21 protein-coding genes are annotated in these 24,047 nt (G+C 62.6%); 6 read left to right on the plus strand and 15 right to left on the minus strand.

Features of this window, described 5'->3' with window-relative positions; all coding sequences use genetic code 11:
• Positions 1-22: 22 nt before the first annotated feature.
• From IEX16_RS04370 to IEX16_RS04380, 3 genes are read right to left on the minus strand one after another with little or no spacing between them, the layout of a single operon-like run.
• On the minus strand, positions 23-928 hold the full coding sequence (locus IEX16_RS04370; protein WP_188706961.1) for a VOC family protein: 906 nt from the start codon (positions 926-928) through the stop codon (positions 23-25).
• On the minus strand, positions 925-1,962 hold the full coding sequence (locus tag IEX16_RS04375) for an amidohydrolase family protein (RefSeq protein WP_188706963.1): 1,038 nt from the start codon (positions 1,960-1,962) through the stop codon (positions 925-927). Before IEX16_RS04375 ends, IEX16_RS04370 begins: the two co-directional genes overlap by 4 nt.
• Positions 1,963-1,970: 8 nt before the next feature.
• Positions 1,971-2,396 (minus strand): GlcG/HbpS family heme-binding protein, encoded by a 426-nt coding sequence (locus tag IEX16_RS04380; RefSeq protein ID WP_188706965.1) that lies wholly within the window; start codon positions 2,394-2,396, stop codon positions 1,971-1,973.
• A gap of 117 nt (positions 2,397-2,513) precedes the next feature.
• Here IEX16_RS04380 and IEX16_RS04385 point away from each other — a divergent pair, with 117 nt between their 5' ends.
• Positions 2,514-3,425 (plus strand): LysR family transcriptional regulator, encoded by a 912-nt coding sequence (locus IEX16_RS04385; RefSeq protein ID WP_188706967.1) that lies wholly within the window; start codon positions 2,514-2,516, stop codon positions 3,423-3,425.
• On the opposite strand, the gene IEX16_RS04390 is transcribed toward IEX16_RS04385, so the two are convergent.
• The 5 genes from IEX16_RS04390 to IEX16_RS04410 all read right to left on the minus strand — a co-directional run bounded on the left by IEX16_RS04390 (position 3,416) and on the right by IEX16_RS04410 (position 7,822).
• The gene (locus IEX16_RS04390) at positions 3,416-4,672 is read right to left on the minus strand and encodes an MFS transporter (RefSeq protein ID WP_188706969.1); all 1,257 of its coding nucleotides are present in this window, start codon (positions 4,670-4,672) and stop codon (positions 3,416-3,418) included. The genes IEX16_RS04385 and IEX16_RS04390 overlap by 10 nt on opposite strands.
• Positions 4,673-4,868: 196 nt before the next feature.
• Complete coding sequence (locus tag IEX16_RS04395) at positions 4,869-5,348, minus strand: response regulator (RefSeq protein WP_188706971.1); 480 nt, start codon at positions 5,346-5,348, stop codon at positions 4,869-4,871.
• Between the two features lie 194 nt (positions 5,349-5,542).
• The gene (locus IEX16_RS04400; RefSeq protein ID WP_188706973.1) at positions 5,543-6,214 is read right to left on the minus strand and encodes an SPOR domain-containing protein; all 672 of its coding nucleotides are present in this window, start codon (positions 6,212-6,214) and stop codon (positions 5,543-5,545) included.
• Positions 6,208-7,071: a biotin--[acetyl-CoA-carboxylase] ligase gene (locus IEX16_RS04405; RefSeq protein WP_188706975.1), complete on the minus strand. Its 864-nt coding sequence runs from the start codon at positions 7,069-7,071 to the stop codon at positions 6,208-6,210. Before IEX16_RS04405 ends, IEX16_RS04400 begins: the two co-directional genes overlap by 7 nt.
• 13 nt (positions 7,072-7,084) lie before the next feature.
• Positions 7,085-7,822, minus strand: a complete 738-nt coding sequence (locus IEX16_RS04410) for an SET domain-containing protein (protein WP_188706977.1) — start codon at positions 7,820-7,822, stop codon at positions 7,085-7,087.
• Between the two features lie 85 nt (positions 7,823-7,907).
• On the opposite strand from IEX16_RS04410, the gene IEX16_RS04415 reads away from it, so the two are divergent.
• The 4 genes from IEX16_RS04415 to gshB all read left to right on the plus strand — a co-directional run bounded on the left by IEX16_RS04415 (position 7,908) and on the right by gshB (position 16,273).
• Entirely contained in the window at positions 7,908-8,432 is a 525-nt protein-coding gene (locus IEX16_RS04415; protein WP_188706979.1) for a TlpA family protein disulfide reductase, read from the plus strand.
• Complete coding sequence (locus IEX16_RS04420) at positions 8,429-11,380, plus strand: DNA topoisomerase III (protein ID WP_188706981.1); 2,952 nt, start codon at positions 8,429-8,431, stop codon at positions 11,378-11,380. The genes IEX16_RS04415 and IEX16_RS04420 overlap by 4 nt, the downstream gene beginning before the upstream one ends.
• 213 nt (positions 11,381-11,593) lie before the next feature.
• Positions 11,594-15,136, plus strand: a complete 3,543-nt coding sequence (locus IEX16_RS04425) for a PAS domain S-box protein (RefSeq protein ID WP_188706983.1) — start codon at positions 11,594-11,596, stop codon at positions 15,134-15,136.
• A gap of 189 nt (positions 15,137-15,325) precedes the next feature.
• The gene (gshB, locus tag IEX16_RS04430; RefSeq protein WP_188706985.1) at positions 15,326-16,273 is read left to right on the plus strand and encodes a glutathione synthase; all 948 of its coding nucleotides are present in this window, start codon (positions 15,326-15,328) and stop codon (positions 16,271-16,273) included.
• A 65-nt stretch (positions 16,274-16,338) separates the two neighbouring features.
• Here gshB and IEX16_RS04435 read toward each other — a convergent pair whose 3' ends face one another.
• From IEX16_RS04435 to IEX16_RS04445, 3 genes are read right to left on the minus strand one after another with little or no spacing between them, the layout of a single operon-like run.
• Positions 16,339-17,124 carry a class II glutamine amidotransferase gene (locus IEX16_RS04435; RefSeq protein ID WP_188706987.1) on the minus strand — a complete coding sequence of 262 codons (786 nt, stop codon included), beginning with the start codon at positions 17,122-17,124 and terminating at the stop codon, positions 16,339-16,341.
• Positions 17,125-17,128: 4 nt separating this feature from the next.
• A complete protein-coding gene (locus tag IEX16_RS04440) occupies positions 17,129-18,574 on the minus strand; it encodes a DHA2 family efflux MFS transporter permease subunit (RefSeq protein ID WP_188707180.1) in 1,446 nt (481 codons plus the stop codon).
• A 48-nt stretch (positions 18,575-18,622) separates the two neighbouring features.
• Positions 18,623-18,814, minus strand: coding sequence for a 4-oxalocrotonate tautomerase (locus IEX16_RS04445; protein WP_188706990.1), 192 nt, complete (start codon positions 18,812-18,814; stop codon positions 18,623-18,625).
• 165 nt (positions 18,815-18,979) lie between these two features.
• Between IEX16_RS04445 and IEX16_RS04450 the strand changes: the two genes are divergently transcribed.
• A complete protein-coding gene (locus tag IEX16_RS04450) occupies positions 18,980-20,329 on the plus strand; it encodes a zinc-binding metallopeptidase family protein (RefSeq protein WP_188706992.1) in 1,350 nt (449 codons plus the stop codon).
• Between the two features lie 27 nt (positions 20,330-20,356).
• On the opposite strand, the gene IEX16_RS04455 is transcribed toward IEX16_RS04450, so the two are convergent.
• From IEX16_RS04455 to IEX16_RS04470, 4 genes are all read right to left on the minus strand, one after another.
• Positions 20,357-21,151 carry a fused MFS/spermidine synthase gene (locus IEX16_RS04455; RefSeq protein WP_188706994.1) on the minus strand — a complete coding sequence of 265 codons (795 nt, stop codon included), beginning with the start codon at positions 21,149-21,151 and terminating at the stop codon, positions 20,357-20,359.
• Positions 21,152-21,165: 14 nt separating this feature from the next.
• A complete protein-coding gene (locus tag IEX16_RS04460; RefSeq protein WP_188706996.1) occupies positions 21,166-21,921 on the minus strand; it encodes a YoaK family protein in 756 nt (251 codons plus the stop codon).
• Positions 21,922-22,369: 448 nt separating this feature from the next.
• Positions 22,370-23,170: a Crp/Fnr family transcriptional regulator gene (locus IEX16_RS04465; protein ID WP_229676164.1), complete on the minus strand. Its 801-nt coding sequence runs from the start codon at positions 23,168-23,170 to the stop codon at positions 22,370-22,372.
• A gap of 48 nt (positions 23,171-23,218) precedes the next feature.
• Positions 23,219-23,653, minus strand: a complete 435-nt coding sequence (locus IEX16_RS04470) for a hypothetical protein (RefSeq protein WP_188706997.1) — start codon at positions 23,651-23,653, stop codon at positions 23,219-23,221.
• Positions 23,654-24,047 lie beyond the last annotated feature (394 nt).

The raw sequence follows: 24,047 nt of genomic DNA on the forward strand, positions 1-24,047 counted from the left end.
TTTCCGGAGAAAGGTAGGCAGCTCAGGCTGCGGAGGGAACAAAAAAAACGGCGCGCTGGGCTTCTTTCAATCTGGCGCTGGGCGGCGCCGAAATGCCCCACTGGTCCACGCGGCCGGGGGGCCACTTCCAGTCATCAGGCGCGCCTACGCGGTAGTTGTCGTCGATCTGCTGCACGTCGGCGGTGTACTCGATGACCACGCCAAACGGATCAATGAAATAGTTGAAGCTGTTGTTGCCGGGCCCGTGGCGGCCGGGGCCCCATTCAATGGCATGACCGGCATCCTTCATGCGGCCGCCGCCGCGCATCACGGACTCGACCTCGGGCATCAAAAACGCGATGTGATTGAGCGCGTCGTTGTCGGTGTCGCCCAGCGCAATGCTGTGGTGATCGGCATCGCAGTTGAGGAAAGCCATGATGCGCGTGCGGTCCACCAGGCGAAAGCCCAGCGCCTGCTCGAAAAAAGCCTGGGCTTTGGGGATGTCATGCGCATTGAGCACCGCGTGCGCCAGCCGGATCGGCTGGTCTTGCGCTTCGCCCACATCGCTGTGCCGCGTATCGCCATGCACCACCTGTACCAGCCGGCCGTCTGGATCGCGCAGGGTCAGGCCGATGCCACCCGCGCGGTCGTTAAGCGCTGCGAGCGGCACCATGATGCTGCCGCCGGCTTGCACCGTGGCTGTGGCTATCTCTGCCAGCGCCGCTTCCGAGCGCGCGCGCAGTGTGACGTGGCGAATCTGCGGCAGCTCGCCGCCGGCGTGGATGGACAGCAGGTGATGGTCGGCACCGGTGCCGCGCAGGTAAATCGTATCGCGCTCCCGCGCCACGACGCGGAGCTTCCACACCTCGGTGTAAAAAGCCTCGGCCTTATCCAGGTCAGGCAGGTCAAGGGCGACGCTGCGCAGCGCCTGTATCCAGGGAGAACTCATGCGGGTGTCCTTGTGGGCCGGCCGAGAAAGACCTCGGCATTGCGGTAAATCAGGCGCTCGGCGCTGGCACTGTCGAAGCCGGCGGCTTCGACACGCGCCACCGGCGTGCGGTCATGAAAGTTGAAGGGGTAGTCGGTGCCCAGCATCAGTTGCGTGTCGCCGAACATCGCCGTCAGGTGTTGCAGCGTGGGGGTGTCAAACACCAGCGTGTCGAAATACAGCTTGCGTGCCTGCGCCGTGGGCGAGGACTGCACCTGTTCCTTGAGCGCAGGAAACACCGACCAGCCCTGCTGCAGGCGCGGCAACAGGCTGGCCAGCGTTCCTCCGCCGTGGCTGAAGGCGATGCGCAGTTGGGGGTGGCGCAGCATCAGGTTGCCGGTGATCACCGAGGCGGCGGCCAGGCCCACATCGGTCGGGTAGGCCAGCACCTGCTGCAGCGGCGGCGGACCGACCAGACGGTCCATGCCGGTGGGCTTGAGTGCATGTACAAACACCGCGGCGCCCAGTGCTTCACAGGCAGCAAAAAACGGGTCAAAGCGCGCATCACCTATGGCCACGCCGTTGATGTTGCTGCCGATCTCGATGCCGGCAAAACCCAGGGTTTCAACCACATAGCGCAGCTCGGCAATCGCCATGTCCATGTCCTGCAGCGGCACGGCGCCCAGCCCGATCAACGCGCCGTCCGACTCGGCCACCATGGCGGCGATTTGCTCGTTGAGGTAGCGCAACAGCTGTTGCGCATCGGCCGCCGCTAACCAGTAGGACAGCAGCTCCGGCATCGGCGAAATCACCTGGTGCGCCAGGCCCATGGCCGGCAGGTCGGCCAGGCGCCGCGACGGACTCCAGCATTTCTCGGAGACCGTGCGGTAGTTCTTGCCGGCGATCATGATGTGGCGGTGGCACAGGCCGCCGGCCTCGGGGGCGTCAGCAGCGGAAGGCCACAGCGCCGGCTGGGCACTGCCCAGATAGGCCGGAAAGTTTTCAGGCACAACGTGGGCATGCACGTCGATGCCGCAACTGCAGGTGGGATGCATGGATGGCTTTACCCGTGCTGAAGGCCAGCGGCCACCACACCCGCGATGCAGATGGCCTCGTCTTCATCACCGGTGCCGCCGGACGCGCCGACCGCGCCCAGCACCTTGCCCTGGCTGTCCTTGATCAGGACCGCACCAGTTTGCGGCAAAAAGCGCCCCTGCGCAGTGGCGGCCAGGCTGACGAAAAAGTTGGGGTTGTCCTTGGCGCGTTGGCCCAGCACACGGCTGGCGGCGCCCATGCCGATGGCAGCCCAGGCCTTGCCGGTGGCGATGTCCACGCGAAACATGCTGGCCTCGTCTTCGCGCTGGGCGGACTTGAGATGCCCCGATGCATCAAGCACAACGACAGCCATGGGCTTGTAGCCGGCCTTTTGTGACGCTTCTAGCGCCGCGCCCGCGATGGTGTTGGCTTGTGCCAAGGTCAGTGCCGTCATGCTTGTCTCCTGTCGAATCCGCTGCGCAACGAGTGGCGCGACGGCCAGTGTAGGGACGGCCGATGCATCCAGCTAGTCAATGTTGTGAATACGTACAATCCACGCCATGGATATGACATGGATATAAGGGCCATCGACCTGAACCTGCTGCTGGTGTTCGACGCCATGGTCGAACACCGCAGCGTGACACGCGCCGGCGAAGCCATTGGCCTGAGCCAGCCGGCCATGAGCGCGGCGGTCTCCCGGCTGCGTGGCTGGTTTGACGACCCGCTGTTTGTCAAGACCGGCATGGAGATGAAGCCCACACCACGCGCCGAAGAACTGGCGATTCCTGTGCGCCGGGTCATCGAGACCGTCAGGGGCGAAATTCTCCAGCGCTCGGGTTTTGATCCGGCCCGTACCGAGCGGACTTTCACCCTCATCACGCCCGACATCGGCGAGGTGAACTTTGTGCCGAGGCTGCTGGCGCGCATGTCACAGCTGGCGCCAGGCGCACAGTTGCGCACCATCGCGAAATCACGCCCGGCTGCCGCAGAGGCGCTCGAATCGGGCGTGGCCGAACTGGCCATCGGTTATTTCCCGGACCTGCAAAAGGCTGGCTTCTTCCAGCAAAAGCTGTTTGACAGCGCGCACGTCTGTATCGTCCGCACTGACCATCCCACAGTCGGCGAGCGGCTGACGCTCAGGGAGTACATGGCGCTGTCGCATGCGGTGGTGCGGCCCGAGGGGCGCGAGCATGTGTTCGAGCAGTTCTTCGAGCAGCGCGGGCTCAAACGACGCGTGCTGCTGGAACTGTCGCATTTCATGAGCCTGCTGCCGGTCATCGAAAGCTCGGACCTGATTGCCACCGTGCCGCGCGACCTGGCTGATGTCTGCCGCCGCTACGGCACCATACGTATCGTGGATACGCCGATCAAGTCACCGGTCATCGCCGTGCACCAGTTCTGGCACCGGCGTGTGCACAAGGACCCAGCCAGCCTCTGGCTGCGCGGCATGGTACAGGCGCTGTTCACGGCCGCTCAGGCTTGAGCTTTGGGCGGCCCGGGCAGCGCCGTGAAGGCCAACGCACCAAGGGCCAGCAGCAGCGCAATCGCGGCCAGCACGGCGGTGTAGGGCTCGACGCCGTAGCTTGAAGCCAGCGATGCCACCAGGCCAGTGAACCACTGCATGGCCGCCACACCGAGGAAAATCGCCATGGTGAAGACGGCCATGGCGCGGCCGGTCATGGCCGCCGGGTAAGCCGAGCGTACGTCGGCGTACTGCAACACCATGAAGCCCGAGAGCACGCCAATCACGACCGGGCCGACCACGTCGATGACGGTGTTGTGCGTCATGGCAAACGCCGCAAACAGCGCGGCCAGCAACAGTGTGAAGCCGGTGATCCAGCGGCGGCGGTGTTTCGGGCCGGGATCAAACCGCCCGAACAGCGGCGGTCCGAACAGCGAGGCCAGCGACATCACCAGCGCGACGTTTCCGCTTTGTACCAGCGAAAAGCCGTGCCGCTCCATCAGCAGCGGCCCCAGCCACAGGCCGCGCAGCGCGATGAAAGAGGCATAACCGACGCAGGCCAGCAGCATGATGCCCAGCGTGTGTGGCAAGGTGAACAGCGCGGCAAAACCGGCAAGCGCCTGGCTTACCGACTCTTTCGGGTGCGTGTTGTGCGCGGGTTGCACCGGCTCATGCACCAGCGCCCAAATCAGCAGCCAGGCCAGGCCCGCTAGTCCCCCCAGCACCCAGAAGCCCATGCGCCAGGACGAGGCCTCGATCAGCCAGGCCAGCGGTGTACCGGTCAGCAGCATGCCGATGCCGCCCAGGCCCAGCGTGATGCCCGAGATCGCAGCGAAGCGGTCGGCCGGCATGTTGCGCGCGATGAAGACAGTGCAGACCAGAAAAGCCGGCGCGCAGCCGATACCGATCAGCACCTGTCCCGCCACCAGCATGCCGTAGCTGCCGGCCAGGGCCGACACTGCCGAACCGGCAATCGCGATCGGGAAGGCAGTGAGCACGGTGCGCCGCACGCCGTGCAGGTCAATGCCTATGCCCATGAAGAGCTGCATGGCGCCGAAGGCAAAGTGGAAGGCACCGGCAAACAGGCCGAGGGCCTGCGCGCCCAGGCCGAAGTCGCCCTGCAGCGGCGAGGCCATCAGCGCGGCCACGCTGCGGTAGGACTGACTCAGCGCAAAGGCTGTGGTCAGTGCAAGCAGCATGATCCAGACAGAGCGGCTGGAAGCGGGGGCAGGCGGCAGGCGGGTTGCTTGCGCGGGGGCGGCGGTCATGGCGGCAAGCGTACACGATGGCTTGCGACCGGCGTGGCGCCGCCGGGTGAGGGAAGTGCTGAACACATCTCCTGCTGCGCGATCATCCGGACGGGGGCGGTGCGCAGCGTTTGATTTCTTGCCAATCGTCAACGATTGCCTGCGACATCCGCATTGGCAATCTCATCCCGATCCGGTTGCCGGACAGCGCAGGGACTTATTCAGCGCTTCCGCAAGACGCAGGACGACGGGGTACTTCAGCGGGCCGGGGGAAACTCTGAACCATCCAGGCGGCCGGAGGCGCCGGCACGGGCTCCCCGCCCAGAAGCGCTGCATGGGCCCGGCAATATGTCACCAATTTTTCCAGGTCGCCGGTTTTGTCGAAGACCTGGTCGGCGCCCAGGTCCAGGCATTTGCTGACGATGTTCCCGTGGCTGTAGCTGGTGAGTACCACGACTTTTTGCCCCCGTCGGCGCTGCTGCAAGTCCCTGAGCACGCCAAAGCCCGAACCGTCGGCAAGAAACAGGTCAACAATGGCCAGTTGCCAGTCATCAGAGTAGGTGTGCAGCCATTGCCGCGCGGTGCTCTCGCTGTCGGCGTGCCCGACAAAGCGACAGGGCGCAATTTCTTCCATGGACTGGATCAGGGTGTCGCGTATGTCGGCGCGGTCTTCCACCAAAAATGTGTTGATCAGCATACGGCCCCTTGATTGCCCCTCGAAACGATTGCCTGACGCTAACCATGCCACACCCCTGTGCAGGCCATCGATGTTCCTGTGGGCTTGTAGGCCGCATCCTACAATGTGAATAAAAAGTACCGGCAGCCCAATCCGGGCATGGGCACACAGCTATCAAAAAAGGAGTGAACGGGCTGCCCATGGCTGTCAGCGCCTCATGGGCAAGACAGCAGTGCCTTGCCTTCAAGCTGCGGCTTGATCGCCTCAAGCCGGGCGCGCAGCGCGGCGTTCACGGTCGCGAACTTGAGTATCTGGCCGCGCGCTTCGGCGCGTTCTTGCGCCACGCGGGCGGTGCGCACGCCCCTGGTGGCAATGCGCGCCAGCTCGTTCTCGGCATCGGCCTCCAGCGGGAAGCTGGCCAATGCCAGGCCGGGCGCCAGGGTCTCGTTGTTCACCGCCCGAAAAGGCACGCCGAGCTGGCGCAACTCGCTGCGTTTTTTAGCCAGGTTCTCTGGGTTGTTGTATTTGCCCATATAGACAATCCAGCGCGCCGGCTCGACGCTGCTCTCCAGCTGCCAGCTACCCGGCGGCAGTGTCGCCTCCAGGCTGCTGCGCAGGATGGCGGTCTGTTGCTCGTTGAAGAGGCCGGCCTGCAGGCACTCGGGGGCCGATGCAGCAGAGGACGCGCTGGCGAAGGGCGCGCTTTCCAGTTTTTTTGCGTCTTCGGCTGTCAGCAGGCGAATCGCCTCGGGCTGGATTTGTGTGGTCAGGCGCTGCGGCTCGGCTTGCACGCCAGGCGCCAGCCCGTAGGCGGCCAGCAGGCCTTGCGACCAGGCCCAGTAGCCGGCGTTGGCCAGCACCAGCAGCAGCACCAGCAGCCTCAGCATGGGCGGGCGCTTCCAGGAGAAACTGGCCGGACACTGACTTCGGAGCTGGTGATTTCTTGCATGCCAGCCGCAGTATGCACCAGCAGCGCGCCGTTTTCGCCGACGCCGTGGGCCACGCCTTCAGTCCCGTCGGAGAGCTGAACGGCGCGTCCGGCCAGCGCGTCGCGCACCGCAAAACGCGCCTGAAAAGGCGCAAAGCCGAACAGCCCGAAGGCCTGCACAGCCTGCACCAGCGGCTTCGCGACAAGCTGCAGCGCCAGTGCCACGTCCACGCCTGGCAAGATGTCCTCCAGTGCCGCAGGCGGAAGTGCTGCGGGCTGGTCGGCGGCGCTTGCTGCGCCATCGAGCGCCAGTGCGCGCACATTGATACCGACGCCGATCACCACGTAACGCAGCTCGCCCCAGCTCGCGGTCTCGACCAGGATGCCGGCCAGTTTTCGCTCGCTCTTGGCATCGATGAGCCACAGGTCGTTTGGCCATTTCAGGCGGATGCGGGGCTGGCCGTCCGGTGGCACGACCGCTTGCAGGCTTTCGGCAATGCTGATGCCAACGGCCAGCGACAGGCCCGACCAGTCGGCCGGTTGCAGTGCCATGCCCAGCGAAAAGGTCAGGCTGTCGCCGGCCCGGCTTTGCCAGGCGCGGCCCATGCGGCCACGGCCGGCGGTCTGTTGCTCGGCCACCAGCAGCACCGCTTCGGTGGCAGTCGGGCCGGCCGCACGGAAGCGCCGCATCAGCTCGGTGTTGCTGGAGTCAATGGTTGGCAACACCTCGACCGTGAAGCCGGGCAGCACCGGCGCCACGGCTTCCCAGATGGCCTCGGCAGGCCAGCGAATCGGGGTGAGGGGGACAAAGCTCACAACGGCAGCGGGCTCAGGCCTTTTTGCTTTTTGCTGGCTTGACCGGTTTGCCGGTTTTGTCGGACTTTTTGAGGACCTTTTTGAGTTCTTCCTTGAACTCTTTCTTCGGCTTCACGGCTTTGTCTGCCTTCTTTTTGTCCTTGACGGGCTTGTTCGCCGCTTTGGACTTTTTGGATTTCCTGACTTTTTTTCCAGGCTTGTCGTCCTTGGGCGCCAGCAGGGTGCCGCGGCATTGCTTGGCACCGCACCAGCACGGGTACTCGGCCAGCAGCTTCCTGGTATAGGGCGCGTCGATGATCAGGCCGTAGTCGTAAAACAGTTCCTGGCCGGCGGCGATGTTGCGCAGCGCCTTGATGAAAACGCGGCCGTCCTGCTCGTCGGCTTCGCAGTTGGGCTTGCAGCTGTGGTTGATCCAGCGCGAGGAGTTGCCGCCGTACTTGGCATCAATCACATGGTCTTTGTCGATGTGGAAGTAGAAGGTGTGGTTGGCGTCCTTCGGGTCGTGCGGGTGCCGGCGCAGCGCTTCTTTCCAGTTGATGATCTCGCCGATGTACTCGATCAGGGTCTCGCCCTCGGTAAGGTCCTGCACCGCAAAAACTCCCTTGCCGTGCACGTCCGAAGTTCGGGTCTGGATGCGGCGGCCTGGGGCGGAAGCGGGGCGGGCAGAAGGGCTGGAGGGACGGCTGGAAGAAGGGGACAAGACCTGAGTTTTTGACACGACGGGTTTTTTTGGTATGGTTAATTCATGCATGTGCGCGCCTGTGCGGGTGCGCGCGTGCGTACGCGCGAAGCCGCTATTGTAGTGATGCGTACCTGTTACCCATGATCGCCCGATGATGTTCAACCGCAGAAACCTGATTCAGTCCCTGGCCGCGCTGGCCGCCCCCGGCGTGGCTGCGCGGGCCTGGGCGCGGGCGTCAAGCAGCCCCCTGCCCAAGGTCGGCAGCAGTCTGGCGATGCCTGCCTTGAGCCTGCTGGACGGGCGTGCATGGCCCCCCGCTGCGGCAGGCGGCAAGACGCTTGTGGTGTACTGGTGGGCGAGCTGGTGCCCTTTTTGTGCGGTGCAGTCGCCCCATATCGAGGCCTTGTGGCGGGCCCATCAGGCCAAGGGGCTGGAAGTGCTGGCCCTGTCGATTGACAGCAAGCCCGAGTCGGCTGTTGCCTATATGAAGAACAAGGGCTACAGCTTTCCTGCGGGAATGCTGACGCCTGCGGTGGCCAAAATACTGCCCAAACCGGCCGGCCTGCCGGTGGTGGTGGTGCTCAAGCTGGCGCGCAATGGGCGCAGCGGGAAAGTCGTATTTGCAGAAGCCGGGGAAATGTTCCCCGAAGATGTTGAAGGTTTGAAGAAGTACATATGAAAACCCTTGTGATTGCAGAAAAGCCCTCGGTGGCGCAGGACATCGTCCGCGCCATCACGCCGACGGCGGGCAAGTTTGAAAAGCACGACGAATATTTCGAGAGCGACGAGTGGCTGATCACCTCGGCCGTCGGCCACCTGGTCGAGATCCAGGCGCCGGAAGAATTCGACGTTAAGCGCGGCAAGTGGAGTTTTGCCAACCTGCCGGTGATCCCGCCCTACTTCGACTTGAAGCCGATGGACAAGACCAAGACGCGGCTCAACGCCATCGTCAAGCTGACCAAACGCAAGGACGTGGACGCGCTCGTCAACGCCTGTGACGCGGGCCGCGAAGGCGAGCTGATTTTCCGGCTGATCCAGCAGTACGCCAAGAGCAAACACCCGGTCAAGCGGCTCTGGCTGCAGTCGATGACACCAGCGGCGATTCGCGACGGCTTCAACAGCCTGCGCACCGAAAAGCAGATGCAGGGCCTGGCCGACGCGGCACGTTCGCGCTCGGAAGCCGACTGGATGGTTGGCATCAACGGCACCCGGGCCATGACGGCTTTCAACTCCCGCGACGGCGGCTTCTTCCTGACCACCGTCGGGCGGGTGCAGACACCGACGCTGTCGGTGGTGGTCGAGCGCGAGGAAAAGATCCGCAAGTTCGTCTCCAGGGACTATTGGGAGATCCATGCGAGTTTTCTGGCTGAGGCCGGCGAGTACCCGGCCAAGTCTTTCGACCCGAAGTGGAAGAAGGCTGCGGCCAATGCCGACAACGCAGAGCCGGATGCCGAGCTCCGGGCCGACCGCGTCTGGTCCGAACGCGAGGCGCTGGCGATTGCCGAGGCCGTGCGCGGCAAGGCCGCCACCGTCACCGAAGAAAGCAAGCCCACCACCCAGGCATCGGGACTGCTGTTTGATTTGACGTCCTTGCAGCGCGAGGCCAACGGCAAGTTTGGCTTCTCGGCCAAGACCACACTGTCAATTGCGCAAAGCCTGTACGAGCGGCACAAGGCGCTGACCTATCCGCGTACCGATTCGCGCGCGTTGCCCGAAGACTATTTGCCGGTGGTCAAGCAGACCTTTGAGATGCTGGCGGGCAGCCCCATGAACCACCTGGCGCCGCATGCGCAGGCGGCGCTCAAGGGCAACTACATCAAGCCCAGCAAGCGCATCTTCGATAACACCAAGGTCAGCGATCACTTTGCGATCATCCCGACCCTGCAGGCGCCGAGCGGCCTGAGCGACGCCGAACAAAAACTCTACGACCTGGTGGTGCGCCGCTTCATGGCGGTATTTTTTCCGAGCGCCGAATACCTGGTGACTACGCGAATTTCACAGGCCGTGGGCCACAGCTTCAAGACCGAGGGCAAGGTGCTGGTCAAGCCGGGCTGGCTGGCTATTTACGGCAAGGAAGCCGAAGACGAAAACACCGACGAGAAAGACAGCAAGACCCTGGTGGCGGTGAAGCCGGGTGAGATGGTGCGCGCCGAGGTGTGTGAGGCCAGAGGCCTGAAGACACGCCCGCCAGCGCGTTATTCGGAAGCGACTTTGCTGGGCGCCATGGAAGGCGCGGGCAAAACCATCGACGACGACGAACTGCGTGAAGCCATGCAGGAGAAAGGTCTGGGCACGCCCGCCACGCGCGCCGCCACCATCGAGGGCCTGATCAACGAGAAGTACATGCTGCGCGAAGGCCGCGAACTGATCCCGACCGCCAAGGCATTCCAGCTCATGACCCTGCTGCGCGGCCTGGGCGTGGAAGAACTCTCGCGCGCCGACCTGACTGGCGACTGGGAGTACAAACTTGCGCAAATGGAGAAAGGCAACCTGAGTCGCGAAACCTTCATGGCCGAAATTGCCGACATGACGAAAAACCTGGTCAACAAGGCCAAGGGTTACGACAAGGACACGATTCCCGGCGACTACGCAACGCTCACCGCGCCCTGCCCCAACTGCGGCGGCGTGATCAAGGAAAACTACCGGCGCTACACCTGCACCGGCAAAAACGGCGAGGGCTGCGGTTTTTCCTTCGGCAAAACGCCGGCCGGTCGCACTTTCGAAGTGGCTGAGGTTGAGCAGTTCCTGCGCGACAAGAAGATCGGGCCGCTCGACGGTTTCCGCTCCAAGGCCGGCTGGCCCTTTACCGCCGAAATGGTTATCAAGTTCGACGACGAGACCAAGAACTACAAGCTCGAGTTCGACTTCGGCGATGACAAGAACGGCGAAACCGGCGAGATCGTGGATTTCAGCGGCCAGCAGTCGCTGGGCGCCTGCCCCAAGTGTGCGGGCGGCGTCTTCGAGCACGGCAAGAACTACGTGTGTGAAAAATCCGTGCCGACCCATGGCCAGCCGACGCCGAGCTGCGACTTCAAGACCGGTCAGGTGATATTGCAGCAGCCGGTGGAGCGCGAACAGATGGTCAAGCTGCTCACCAGCGGCAAGACCGATCTGCTCGACAAGTTTGTTTCCATGCGCACGCGCCGCCCGTTCAAAGCCATGCTTGCCTGGGACGCCGAGGCCGGCAAGGTCAATTTCGAATTCGCGCCGTCGAAATTCCCGCCGCGCAAGACCGCCGGCCCGCCCCGCACTGGCACGGTGAAAACCCCGTTCGGTAAAACCGTGGCGGCGAAGACGGCAGGCCCGGCAGCCAAAAAAGTGGCAGCGAAAAAAGTCGCCGCCAAAAAGACGCCCGCTGCGAAAACTGCCAAACCGAAAGCGCCACGTGTTGCCAAGCCGGGCAGCGGCTTGAAACCCAGCGAGGCGCTGGCCGCGGTGATCGGTGCCGAACCGGTGGTGCGCACCCAGGTCATCAAGAAACTTTGGGACTACATCAAGGCTGAGGGCCTGCAGGACGCGGCCAACAAGCGTGCCATCAATGCCGATGCCAAGCTGCTGGCGGTGTTCGGCAAGCCGCAGGTGACGATGTTTGAATTGGCAGGAATTGTGGGCAAGCATCTGAGTTAAAGGGGGGATGCCCGGCTTACGGCACCTATTCGCAGTCATGACTCTTGATCAGAAGGCGTTGACCTGCTTTGTTTAAAACCTGCCGGCGAGGTCAAAGAATTTGCTATCGTTGCGCGAGCTTGCACGGGGTGTCCGGTTCAACGATGAGTCAAAACCGGCTCTGGTACGCCGGCAGATTTCCGACTACCATTTGACTCATATTCCTGAGCAACGATGACCATCTCGCACTCCGACCGACCGCAGCCTCCCGGACGGCATGAGGCCTCGTCCAGTTCTCCAGTGGCCGCCCCGTCGCCTGGACTTCATGGTGAGAACGCGCTATCGCTGAACCGCTTGCTCGATAACCTGCCGGGCATGGTCTACCGCTGTCTCAATGACGCGGATTGGACCATGAACTTTGTCAGTTCGGGCGCCCTGGCATTGACCGGTTATTCGCCGGAAATGTTGACCGGTGTGCACGGTGTGCGCTTCGGAGACCTTATTCATCCCGAAGACCGGCAGGCCGTGCAGACCGATGTACAGGATGCTGTTCGCCAGGGCGACGCCTTTCGCCTGACATATCGCATCGTGACAGCTGATGGGGGCATCAAATGGGTGTGGGAGCAAGGCATTCCAGTTTGCTCGGCTAACGGCGAACTGCTTTGGCTGGAAGGGTTTGTCACCGACATCACAGAACGCAGAAGCGCTGAGCAGGCGTTGAGAGAGAGTGAACAACGCTTGCGCGGCAGTGCAGCGCAACTTGCAAGCCAAACCGAAACCCTCACGACCATCACGGAATCGCTGGCTGCCTACGTTGACAATGCCGACTGGAAAGGCGCTTTCAGCCGTTTGCTGCGAGGTGCCCTGACCCAAACCCAAAGCGAATATGGATTTATTGGTGTGGTGGTCGAGGGGCATAAGCTGCGCGTGCTGGCGCTGGAGGGCATTGTCTGGGACCAGGTGGTCAACCGGGCGTTCTACGAGCGCGCCATGGCCAACTATGAGCACGACGGCTACCTCGTATTTGAGAGTTTCGACAACCTGTTTGGCAAGGCCATTACCACCGGGCAGGTGGTGATCACCAACCAGCCCGATGGTCATCCACAGGCTGCAGGGCGGCCTCATGGGCATCCCCCGATGCACAATTTTCTCGGTGTGCCTATTCGTGCCGGCCATGAAGTTTGTGGCGTGGTTGCTCTGGCCAACCGGAAGGGTGGGTATACCGACGAAGAGCAGCGGTGTATCGAAGCGCTGGTGAAATACGCTGGCGGCATCTGTGTCACTTATCTGCAGGGCGAGCGGACCCAGGCCTTGGCGATCGAGCGGGAGAAGACCCATCAGGCCCTTCAGGCCAGTGATGCCCGTTTTCAGGAGCTTGTTCGCAACATCGACGAAGTGTTTTACAGTTTTGATGCCAAAACCACTCGCGTTCATTACATCAGCCCGGCGTACGAAACCGTGTGGGGACGCTCCTGCCAAAGCCTTTATGACGACACGCAGACCATCCGCGAGTCAGTTCATCCCGACGACCAGCAAAAAACCAGAGACGCTTTTCACTTGCAACGGGCAGGACGCCCGACGCAGGTCGAGTTTCGCATCCTCCGGCCCGACGGCGAGCAGCGGTGGATCTCCGACCGGGCCTACCCGGTGCTCGATGGCGATGGGTCCGTCATGCGGGTGGTTGGCGTGGGTCAGGACATCACAGCGCGCAAGATCGCAGAGCAAGCCCTGGACGAAATTGAAAAACGGTACGCCATCCTGTTTGAATCGAGCCCTTCGCCGATGTGGGTGTTTGCCGAAGAAACACGTCGATTCCTGGCAGTCAATCGTGCTGCCATTGACGAATATGGCTACAGTGAATCCGAGTTTCTGGCCATGACCCTGTACGATCTGCGGCCGGCGGAAGACCACAAACTGCTGGACAAATGGCTCGCTGCAGCCTCGGCCAATCGCAAGGAAGATCCTCGTCTGTCTGTGCGACACCAGCGCAAGGATGGCAGTGTTTTCTGGGCCCGACCGATTTCGCGCCACATCGTTTATGCCGGTCAGCAGGCACGCTTTGTCGTTGCCTACGATGTTTCGAATCAGGTCAAGGCAGAAGAGAGCCTGCAAGGCCATCTTTTTGCCTTGCAGCGCTCTGCTGATGCGGTTCAGGCAATCACCGCGCACCTGACGCTGGAGGCGACCATGCAGGAAGTGGCGGACCAGGCGCGTGGCGTGATCGGGACCCATCAGGCCGTGGTCAGTCTGACCAATGGCCAGGATTGGAGTCAGGTGATCTCTTCGATCTCGCGGTCTGACAAGTACGCGGCTTACCGTGACTACATGCAGCCGTCAGATGGCTCTGGAATTTATGCGCTGGTTTGCGAGACCAACCGGCCGATACGGTTGACGCAAGACGAACTGGAGGCGCATCCGCGCTGGCGCGGTTTCGGCGCACATGGTCACGATCATCCGGTAATGCGCGGCTGGCTGGCTGTGCCGCTGACCGGCCGCGATGGGCAGAACATCGGCCTCTTGCAGCTTTCCGACAAACACGAGGGCGAATTCAGCGTGCTGGACGAATATGTGGCTGTCGAGCTGGCCCAGCTGGCTTCGATTGCCCTGGAAAATGCCCGGCTGTTTGAGCAGGTCAGACTGCTCAATGACAGCCTTGAGCGCAAGGTGACCGAGCGTACCGCCGCGCTGTCACGGCAGGAAGCGCTTTTCCGTGCGCTCGCCGAGCAGGCGCCGGAGGTGGTGTGGAACACTGACGTTCGTGGCGCTCTGACTTACATCAATCGCCGGTGGTACGAGCTCATGGGGGGCACCGCAGAGAATTGGCTCGGTACGCACTGGTTCAAAGTGGTGCACCCCGATGACCAGGCCGAAGTCACGGCCAACTGGATACGTTGTGCCAAAAGTGGAGATCTCTACACGGGCATTCGGCGGCTGCTGGCGCAGGACGGCACTTACCATACGATGTCTTACCGCGCCTCACCGGTCCGGGGCGACGCGGGCGAGATCTTGTTCTGGGTCGGAATTGATGCGGACATCACCGAACTCAAGGCGATCGAAACCGCCTTGCGCGTGTCCAACCAGGAGCTTGAAACTTTCTCCTACTCGGTCTCTCATGACCTGCGCTCACCCCTGAATACGGTCAATGGCTTCAGCAACCTGCTGGCGCGCCAGCTTGACAGCACGGTGGATCCGAAGGTCAAGCACTACATTTCGCGCATCCAGACGGGGGTCGAGCAGATGGGCCAACTGATTGAGGGCCTGCTGGCCCTTGCTCAGGTTTCACGCGTGGCGCTGCGGCGCGATGAGGTGGATCTGAGCGAGATCGCCCAGAATATCCTGGACCGGTTCCAGTCCCGTGAGCCGGGACGCGCGGTGACCATCCACATTGACAAAGGCTTGTCCTCCCGTGGTGACGGTCGTCTGTTGCACGCGGCGATGGATAACCTGCTGGGCAACGCCTGGAAGTTTTCATCAAGGCAGCCGCAGACCCACATTTCGGTGGGATTCAGCGAGAACGCAGGAGCGTTTTATGTCAAGGACAACGGCGCCGGCTTTGACATGGCTTATGCCGACAAGCTGTTTGGCACCTTCCAGCGGCTGCATGCTGCGTCCGAATTCCCCGGCACGGGCGTCGGGCTGGCGACTGTCAGCCGCATCATCATGCGTCATGGCGGGCGTATCTGGGCTGACTCCTACCCCGGTGAGGGCGCCACCTTCTTCTTCACCTTGCCGGGGCTGACGCCCTCCGCCAGCTCAAGTTTCGGCGACCTTGCCTGATCGCCGGCTCCAGCGTGCAGGCGCTGGGCATGGCGTGGCACCGTCAGGCAGCATCTATCACGTTTCTTGCGGCGTTGCCGGGCGGGACGATTGCCGGGGTCGGCTGCACGTTCTGGGGCGGGGTGGCCGGCGGGGCGGCGCTATTTGTACAACAATACCGGCAGCGCCCCTTTACTGACTGAGCCGTTCATGCACCTTCTTTTTGTCGCCGACCCCCTCGCTTCTTTCAAGATCTACAAAGACACCACCTTTGCGATGATGCGCGAGGCGCAGCGGCGCGGCCACACGCTGGCGACCTGTGAACCCAAAGACATGCGCTGGCAGACTGGCGAGAAGGTTACGGCGACGGCCCAGCGCATCAGGCTGACCGGCGACGCGACCGATTGGTATACGGCCGAACCCGCAGAACGCGAGCAGCTCTGTGACTTCGACGCCATCGTCATGCGCAAGGACCCGCCGTTTGACAGCGAGTTTTTTTACAGCACACACCTGCTCGAGCAGGCTGAGCGCGAAGGCGCGCATGTCTTCAACAAGCCGCGTGCGCTGCGCGACCACCCGGAAAAACTTGCTATCCTCGAGTTCGCGCAGTTCAGCGGCCCGACCCTGGTCACGCGCAGCGCGGCCGACATCAAGCGCTTTCACGCCGAGCACAAGGACATCATCCTCAAGCCGCTGGACGGCATGGGCGGCATGGGTATCTTCCGCGTGAAGGAAGACGGACTGAACCTGGGCAGCATCACCGAGACGCTCAACAAGGACGGCGCGCAAAGCGTGATGGTCCAGAAATTTTTGCCCGAGATCAGCCTGGGCGACAAACGTGTGCTGGTGATCGGTGGCAAGCCGGTGCCCTTCAGCCTGGCGCGTATTCCGCAAGGCAGCGAGGTGCGCGGTAACCTGGCGGCAGGCGGGCTGGGCGTGGCGCAGCCGCTGTCGGAGCGCGACCGCGAAATTGGTGAGGCCTTGGGACCGGTGCTGGCCGCGCGCGGCCTGTTGCTGGCCGGGGTCGACGTGATCGGTGACTACGTGACCGAGATCAATGTGACCAGTCCGACCTGCTTCCAGGAAATTTTTGACCAGACCGGTTTTGATGTGGCGGCGATGTTTGTTGACGCGCTCGAGGCCGCCCTGAAAAACTAGTCAAATCGGTTTCTAGCCCATAAGCAGTGGGCGCAAACAGCTCCTGAATCAATAGCAAAACAAGTTCAAACGCGCAGCACGCCGCCCTCGAACACGCGCAGCTCACCCGGCGCAAAGGCCTGCCAGGCTTCGTTGGTGGTCAGCGGTGCGGTCACCACCACGGCCACGCGGTCGCCCGGCGCGGCCTGCTCGGCAAAGTTGACGCTGAGGTCCTCGTCGCTGAGCGTGGCATGCGTAAACGGGTGTCTGCGTTCCACGTGATACAGGCTGGTCGAGGCATGCGCCCACAGCGCCAACCCGTTGCTGAGCAAAAAGTTGAAAGTGCCGTGCGGCGAGATCTGCGTGGCCAGTTCGCGCAAGGTCAGCGTGAGCTCATCCACGCTGGGCACGCTGGCATGGGACTTGGCCAGTTCCTGCATGATCCAGCAAAAGGCGCGTTCGCTGTCGGTGGTACCGACCGGGCGGAAGCTGCCGTGCAGGCGCGGGTTGAAGTCTTTCAGGTCGCCGTTGTGCGCGAACACCCAGTAACGCCCCCAGAGTTCGCGCACAAACGGGTGACAGTTCTCCAGCGCGACACGGCCCTGCGTGGCCTTTCGGATGTGGGCGACCACGTTGCGGCTCTTGATCGGGTAGCGGCGTATCAGCTCGGCCACCGGCGACTGGAAGGCCGACTGGTGGTCGACAAAATGGCGCAGGCCGCGGTCGCTCTCGCTGCAGTCGCCGCCTTCAAAAAACGCGATACCCCAGCCGTCGCCGTGGTGGTCGGTGTTGCCGCCACGTTGCGCAAAACCGGTGAAGCTGAAGGTCACGTCGGTCGGCGTGTTGCAGTTCATCCCCAGCAGTTGGCACATGATCTCAAGCTCCGGCTGTGGGGTTTGCAGCGGCCAGTGGCCGCAGCCGCCATGCAGCGAACAGCGCCAGCACACACAGCGCCGCCAGCATCAGAAACGATTCGTTGAAGGCCGCCAGCCGCGCCGGGCTGCTGGCGGTTTGCGTCAGCGAGTCACCGTGCGCAGCCAGCCGCCATTCCAGCACGATGCCGCACAGGCTGACGCCAATGGCGCCGCCCAGCATGCGCACAAAATTGATCGCGCTCGACCCTTGGGAGATCAGGTCCGAACTCAGGGCCCGCAGCGAGCCCAGATTTAGCGACGGCAGGATGAAACCCAGCCCGATGCGCCCCAGGATGGCCCACAGCACCAGCAGCCAGATCGCGGTAGTCAGCGTCACGGTCAGCATCAGCGCAAACGACAGCGCAAGCAAGGCCAGCCCGATGCTGACCAGCAGCCAGGTGGGGCGGCGGTCGGCAAGCCGGCCTACGAGTGCAATCGTGACGGCCAGCACAAAACCCGCGGGCAACAAAATGCTGCCGACATAGGACGCCGACAGACCCAGGCCTAACTGCATGTAGACCGGCAGCAAATAGGTCGAGCCAAACAGCGCCGTGCCGTAGATAAAAGCGACGATGCTGCCCATCGCAAAGGGGCGGTAGCTGAACAGCGCCAGGTTCATCAGCGGTTCGCGACCGGTGGCGGCCATGCGCCGCTGCCAGGCCAGAAACAGCAGCAGTGCCGCCACGGCGGCGCCAAGAAGGAGCACGGCTTCGATCACCGAACCGCCGTGCAGCGCTACCATGCCGTTGAGCAGGCACAGGGTGCCAGCGCCGCCCAGCAGCAGGCCGCGCCAGTCCAGCGAGGCGCCGTTGCGGTTGGCCGCCGCGCCGCCGGGCGCGGTGACCGGCACATAGCGCCAGGCCAGCCACAGCGAGGCCAGGCAAAACGGCACAACCATGAAAAAAATCGAACGCCAGCCGAACAAGTCGACTAGCACGCCGCCTAGGCTGGGACCGATCGCCGGCGCCAGCACCACCCCCATGCCGAAAATGCCGCTGGCGCGACCCTGCTCGTTGGGCTGGAAGGCCCGCATGATGATGATGGCGGGAATCGGCTGCACCACGCCGGCAGCCAGGCCTTCGGCGACGCGCGCGCCCAGCACCAGCCCAAAGCTGTTGGCAAAGCCGCCGCCGATGCCGCCCGCCAGCAGCAGCAACATGGTGCCCACATAGGTACGGCGGTAGCCGTATCGCGCCAGCAGCCAGGGCGTGGTCAGCATCGACACCGTCATGGCGACCATGAAGCCAGAGGTGACCCACTGGGCGCGCTCCTGCCCCAGAGTGAAGTGCTGGCTCATGTCTGGAATCGCCACATTGACGATGGTCGAGGACATGATGGACGCCATGGTGCCGACCATCACTGACAGCAGCAACAGCCAGCGGTAACGCGGGCCGTAACGCGCCTGCATTTCAGGAAGGGTGGCGGGGCGGCTCAAAGGGGGGCTTCGCGTGAGGTCTCAGTCGCGCGGTTCGGACCAGAGTTTGCCGCCAGTGGCCCAGTTCTCGCGTTTGATGTCGGTGATGATGACATCGACCGATTCAGGCTTGACGGCCAGCACCTCGACACTGACGCGGGTCAGTTCGGCGACCAGCTTTTTCTTCTGTTCAAGCGTGCGGCCTTCCATCATTTCGACGTGGTAGGTGGGCATGGGACTCCTTGGGTTGGTTCAATCAGGCCCCACATGATAGAAGCCCGGCTGGCGGCACGTTTTTTCTGTCAGTAAAGTCTGACACCCGGACAAGGCAAGTCGGCGCAGGGCGCGTTTGCAAACGTGGCAAACTTTGAAGCCGTGCCTTGAGACCGAGAGTAATCATTGTCCAACACCACCGATACGCCGCCCGCCCCGGCCGCCTACGATTTGCCGAGCCTGGCGGGCCGCGCGTACCGCTGTCAGTGCGGCTGCCCGGTGTTCTTCCGCAACAGCACCTGCCTGGCCTGCGGCACGCCCTTGGGTTACGACACTGTCCAGGCGAGCCTGCTGCCCTTGATGCCCGGTCAGGACTCCGACACCTGGGTGGCGTGGCAGGCAGAAGGCAGCTCAGACACCACGACCGGCAATGCGCCGACCCCGGCCTATTTGCGCTGCACCAACCTGCAGAGCCCGGCCGCCTGCAACTGGCTGGTGCCGGTCGGTGAAGGCCAGCCGCAGGTGCTGCTGTGCCGCGCCTGCCGGCTCAACCGCACCATTCCAGACCTCAACGACCCCGAGCACCCCGACAACGGAGAACTTTGGGGCCGGGTCGAACTGGCCAAGCGACGGCTGGTTTCGGCGCTGCTGGCGCTCGGTTTGCCGCTGTCCTCGCGTGTCAGTGAAGACCCGGAAGGCGGATTGATGTTCGACTTTTTGCGCTCGCCGGACTACGGGCCGCACATCATGACCGGGCACAACACCGGCCTGATCACACTGAACCTCAACGAGGCCGATGACGCCACGCGCGAGGCGGTGCGCAAGGCCATGCACGAGCCTTACCGCACGCTGCTGGGTCACCTGCGTCACGAGGTCGGTCACTACTACTGGGACCGCCTGATCGCCGGCACCGACTGGCTCCCGGGCTTTCGTGAACTGTTCGGCGATGAAACCCAGGACTACGCGGCCAGCCTGCAGACCAATTATGCGCAAGGTCCGCGCCCCGACTGGGCGCTGCGTTACGTCAGCGCCTATGCCAGCGTTCACCCGTGGGAAGACTGGGCCGAATGCTGGGCGCATTACCTGCATATCCGCGACACCGTGGACACGGCACTGAGTTTTGGCCTGGCCACCGACACCGCGCAACTGGAATTCACGCCGTTCACCCTTGACGCGCTGTACCAGCCGGAACATCCGGATGCGGAGCGCTTCCTGGCTTTTTTGAACTGCTGGACCCGCTTGACCATGTTGCTCAACGAGATGTCGCGCGCCATGGGGCAGCCCGACTTCTACCCCTTTGTGCTGCCGCACGGGGTGGTGGCCAAGCTTCAGTTCATCCACCTGGTGGTGAGTGCCGTCAACGACGCGCCTGGGCTTTCCGGTGAAGACTCGCAAGACCAGGGTCAAGGGCCGCCGCCCACGGTCGACCACAGCAACACCCATAGCGGCGACATCGGCCGGGAGCAGGAAGAAACCCAGTTTCAGGCCCAGCGTTTTGACCCGCAGCAGCAGGTGCAGGGCCAGAACAACTTTTAACCGGCTTCAGGCTGTGCGCCGCGCGACTCAGGCGGTGTTCGGCTCCAGTTTTTTCATCTGCCAGGCGATCCGTACCAGCTCGCTCCTGAGCTGCATGCGTGCCTCGGCATCCAGTCCGGACAGGCTGCTCGGCAGGCTCATGCGGCGTGGCGAAATGGCGGGGCCCCTGGACGCAAACACGATGCTGTTGCTTCTTTCCACGGCCATCACTTCGACTGCGTTGCCGCTGAAGCTGCGGCTGATGCGGCCCACCTGCAAGGGGTAGTCGGAGTGGTCGCAGTGCAGATTGACCACCAGCACACCATCGGCCGCGAGGGCCGCAAAACAGTCGTCGTAAAAGCACTGTGAACACAGCGCCGCCGGCTGGCCCTGGTGGTCGAAACCGTCCACCAGCAGCACATCGAAACCGGGCGCCTCCTGCTGCAGGTACAGCGCCCCGTCGGCGGCGATCACCTGGAAGCGATCGTCGTCCTCGGGCACCTTGAACTCGCGGCGCAAGGCGATCACATGCGGGTTGATCTCCAGCACCGTCATCCGGCTGGCCGGCAATTGCCGGTGGCAGAACTTGGCCAGCGAACCGCCGCCCAGGCCGATCATGCCGATGTGAACCGGCGCCGGCCTGAACAGCAGGAAACCCATCATGGTGCGGGTGTAGTCGAGGTCCAGGTAGCCCGGTCGGCGCAGCAGCATGCGGCTTTGCAACTCGCCCAGCGTGAAATGCAGCGATTTGCCGGCGCCGTCCTCGCGCACAAAAGGCTTGACGTGTTGCAGCGAGAGGAAGTCGCCGCCGGCGGGGGTCCGTGTGTCCGTCATGGTGGGCATGGCAGGCAGCGGGGTCACCGGACCGGCGCCAGCCTGCGCAGGTCGATCACGATCGCTGGCAAAGCCATGGCCACCAGCAGCAAGGCAATCGGCAGCGTGGCGCTGAAGCCCATCGCCTTGAAGGCCAGCGCGCCGGCGATACCACCGGAAAAAAACAGGCCGAGCAGGCTGGCGTGAGTGAACAGTTTGTCGGTATTGGCCCGCACGAACTGGATGTCGTTGGCTTTTTTGGAGTGGTTCCAGTAAATCAGGCGGCCCAGCTCAATGCCCAGGTCGGTGATGACGCCAGTCATGTGCGTGGTGCGGATCTCGGCATTGGAGATTTTGGTGACGATGGCGTTTTGCAGGCCCATGATGAAACACAGGAGCAGCACGGCGGTGGGTACCAGCAGGCTGGTGAAGGACGTCAGGTTGGCCCCGACCAGGCCGAACACCAGCAGCAACACGGCCTCCAGAAGCAAGGCCAGCGCGTATTTGCTACGCAGCGCATGGCGCCGCGCCCAGCTGATCAGCAAGGTGGTGGTGATGGCGCCGGCGACAAATGCGGCCAGCGAGATCAGACCGGCGAGTGCCAGACCGATGCTGCCCAGCACCAGGTCATCGGCCACCGACGAGACGATGCCGGTCATGTGCGAGGTGTAGCGGTGCACCGCCAGAAAGCCGCCGGCATTGATGGCGCCAGCGACAAAGGCCAGAATGCCGCCGAACTGCCGGTTGCTGCGACGAGTGCGCTCCCGTGCGGTGAGCTGGAGCAAAAAGGTGAAGAGCATGGCGAAGATCCCATTATCGGCTTGTGAGTCTGGTCGCAGGCAGGCCCTGGCTGTGCTGGATTCGGTGCTGGCACGACACGAATGTGGCAAACAAGAGAAAAACCAGCCTCTCGCCCATGCTGGACGGGCGCAAGTTGCTATTGAATTTATAGCAATTTCTGCCGACCAAAGGGGCGCCAGATGGCTGTACCCGCGAAGGTCTATAGCGAAGCGTTGCTTGTATCCGCTGGCGCCACTTCCCTGATCCGCTTTTCGCAGCTGCGTTTGATCCGGGGTAGGGCTGACAACCCAGAACAGGGGGCGGCAGATGCTGGCCCAGTTCAACTGGGGGCCGGGCGTCCTGCCAGCAGCGTCTGGAGTGCAGGTCTACCTACTGCCTTCGCGCAGGCCGTGCAGCGATAGCAGAGCTGGAACTGGACCTGATGTTGGCCAGTGTCTGGCGGCAGCCTCAAAGTAAAGCTTTTCCAGCGTCCTGTGCTGACATCTGACCGTTGATCTCGCGGGGCTGACGAAGCGTGCGCTCGTAGACCGCGAGGTCGCTCCGGTAACAAGCACAGGCGACTTGCTCCAGCGCTGCAGCATCCATCAGCATGACATAGCCCCGGGTGTAGCTGATGAGCCCGTGCCTTTGCAGCGATCGCGCGGACTGGGAAATACTCTCGCGGCGGACGCCGAGCATGCGGGCGAGAACTTCATGCGTCAGGAACAGCTCATTGGCATGAGCCCGGTCTCTCGTCATTAGTAGCCAGCGCGCAAGGCGTTGTTCGACCGTATGAGAATTTTTGCACGCCACCTGTTGCGCGAGGTGGCTCATGCGCACATCAATGTAGCGGTTAAGAACAATGCGCAAACAGGAATCTCCCGCAAGAAGTTTTTGCAGCGATCGACGGTGAATTTTGAAAGATCTTCCTGCACCCTGAACCACACTTGTAAACGCGCAGTCCCTTACGCCCAATACCAGCGAAGTGTTGACCATGCCCTCATTGCCGATCAGGCCAATTTCCAGACCATCAGCGCTATTTCCGGGCAAAAGCGTCGCTACAACGCTGTCCACAGGAAAGTACGCGTGGTCAGAATTTTCGCCAGACCGGGTCAAGACGGTTTGAACCTTCAGTTCAATCATTTCACTGTGTTCAAGAAAAATCGCACGATCGTCCGCCGGCATCAGTGCAATCAGGCGATTGGCTAGCGACAGATCCTTTTGCAGCGGCAAGTGAACTGACGTAAACGGTGGGTTGGGGGCGGTCACCCGGAGTTCCGGACGATGAGCCAGGCGGCTGATCTTGCGATGCGCGCTTCAGGACACAGGCACCGTTACTGTCGCAGATGTTGTGCGTGAAGGTTTCCCTGGCGCACCGGGCTTCAAATCAAAATTCCTGCCATCCGCACTTTGGCAGCGTCCGCTGACGCGGGGAAAACCGGAGTCCAATTGACACTGCAACACCTTTGCGCTGGTGGCAAACAGAAAGGCACGGCCCCAATTGCCGACCTGGGCGTCGCCGGGCGCTGGACTGCCTTTCTGTGGGTTGGCTGCGTAGTTGCCTCGGTACACCAAGCCATCAATGTTGACTGAGATAGCCTGGTTCTTGATGGCGTATTCACCCTGATAATTGCGGCCCTCGGTAGTGAATACTGCAGCGCCAGACTGCGGTGCCGACACGGCCAAACTCGCAAGGCCCCACGGCGAGGCGAAGACCATCGCATTCAGCATGGATAGAAGAAATTTGTTCATGGATTTTTACTTTATGGAGTGACGGGGCGGACGGATGGTCGTTCCATGCCGACATCTATCAATGCTCCGGGTTCTGCCGTGTGAAGCGCCTCGGTCAAAGGGCTGTCAGCGTGTCGGAAAGCGCCCACACCCGCGGTCCCAGTTCGGTCCTCAAAAGTAGCTGTTGGCATTTGATGCGCCGAATCAGTAAGCAACCGTCACAGTTGGTAAATCCGTGTTTCGCAAGTCCGACAAAAGGTTACATAAAAGCCAGTCATCGGCACATTTTCCCGCCCTTTTTCTGTTGCGCTGAGGCGTTTTCGGTTTTTTGTCCAGCGACTCAGGCCAATCCGTTCCGCACGTTTTAGGACCTGCTGACGTGTAAGAACAGTCCTACGTCTAGGAAATTCAAGAA

Origin of the sequence: Polaromonas eurypsychrophila (genome assembly GCF_014641715.1) — a bacterium.
GTDB classification, from domain to species: domain Bacteria; phylum Pseudomonadota; class Gammaproteobacteria; order Burkholderiales; family Burkholderiaceae_C; genus Polaromonas; species Polaromonas eurypsychrophila.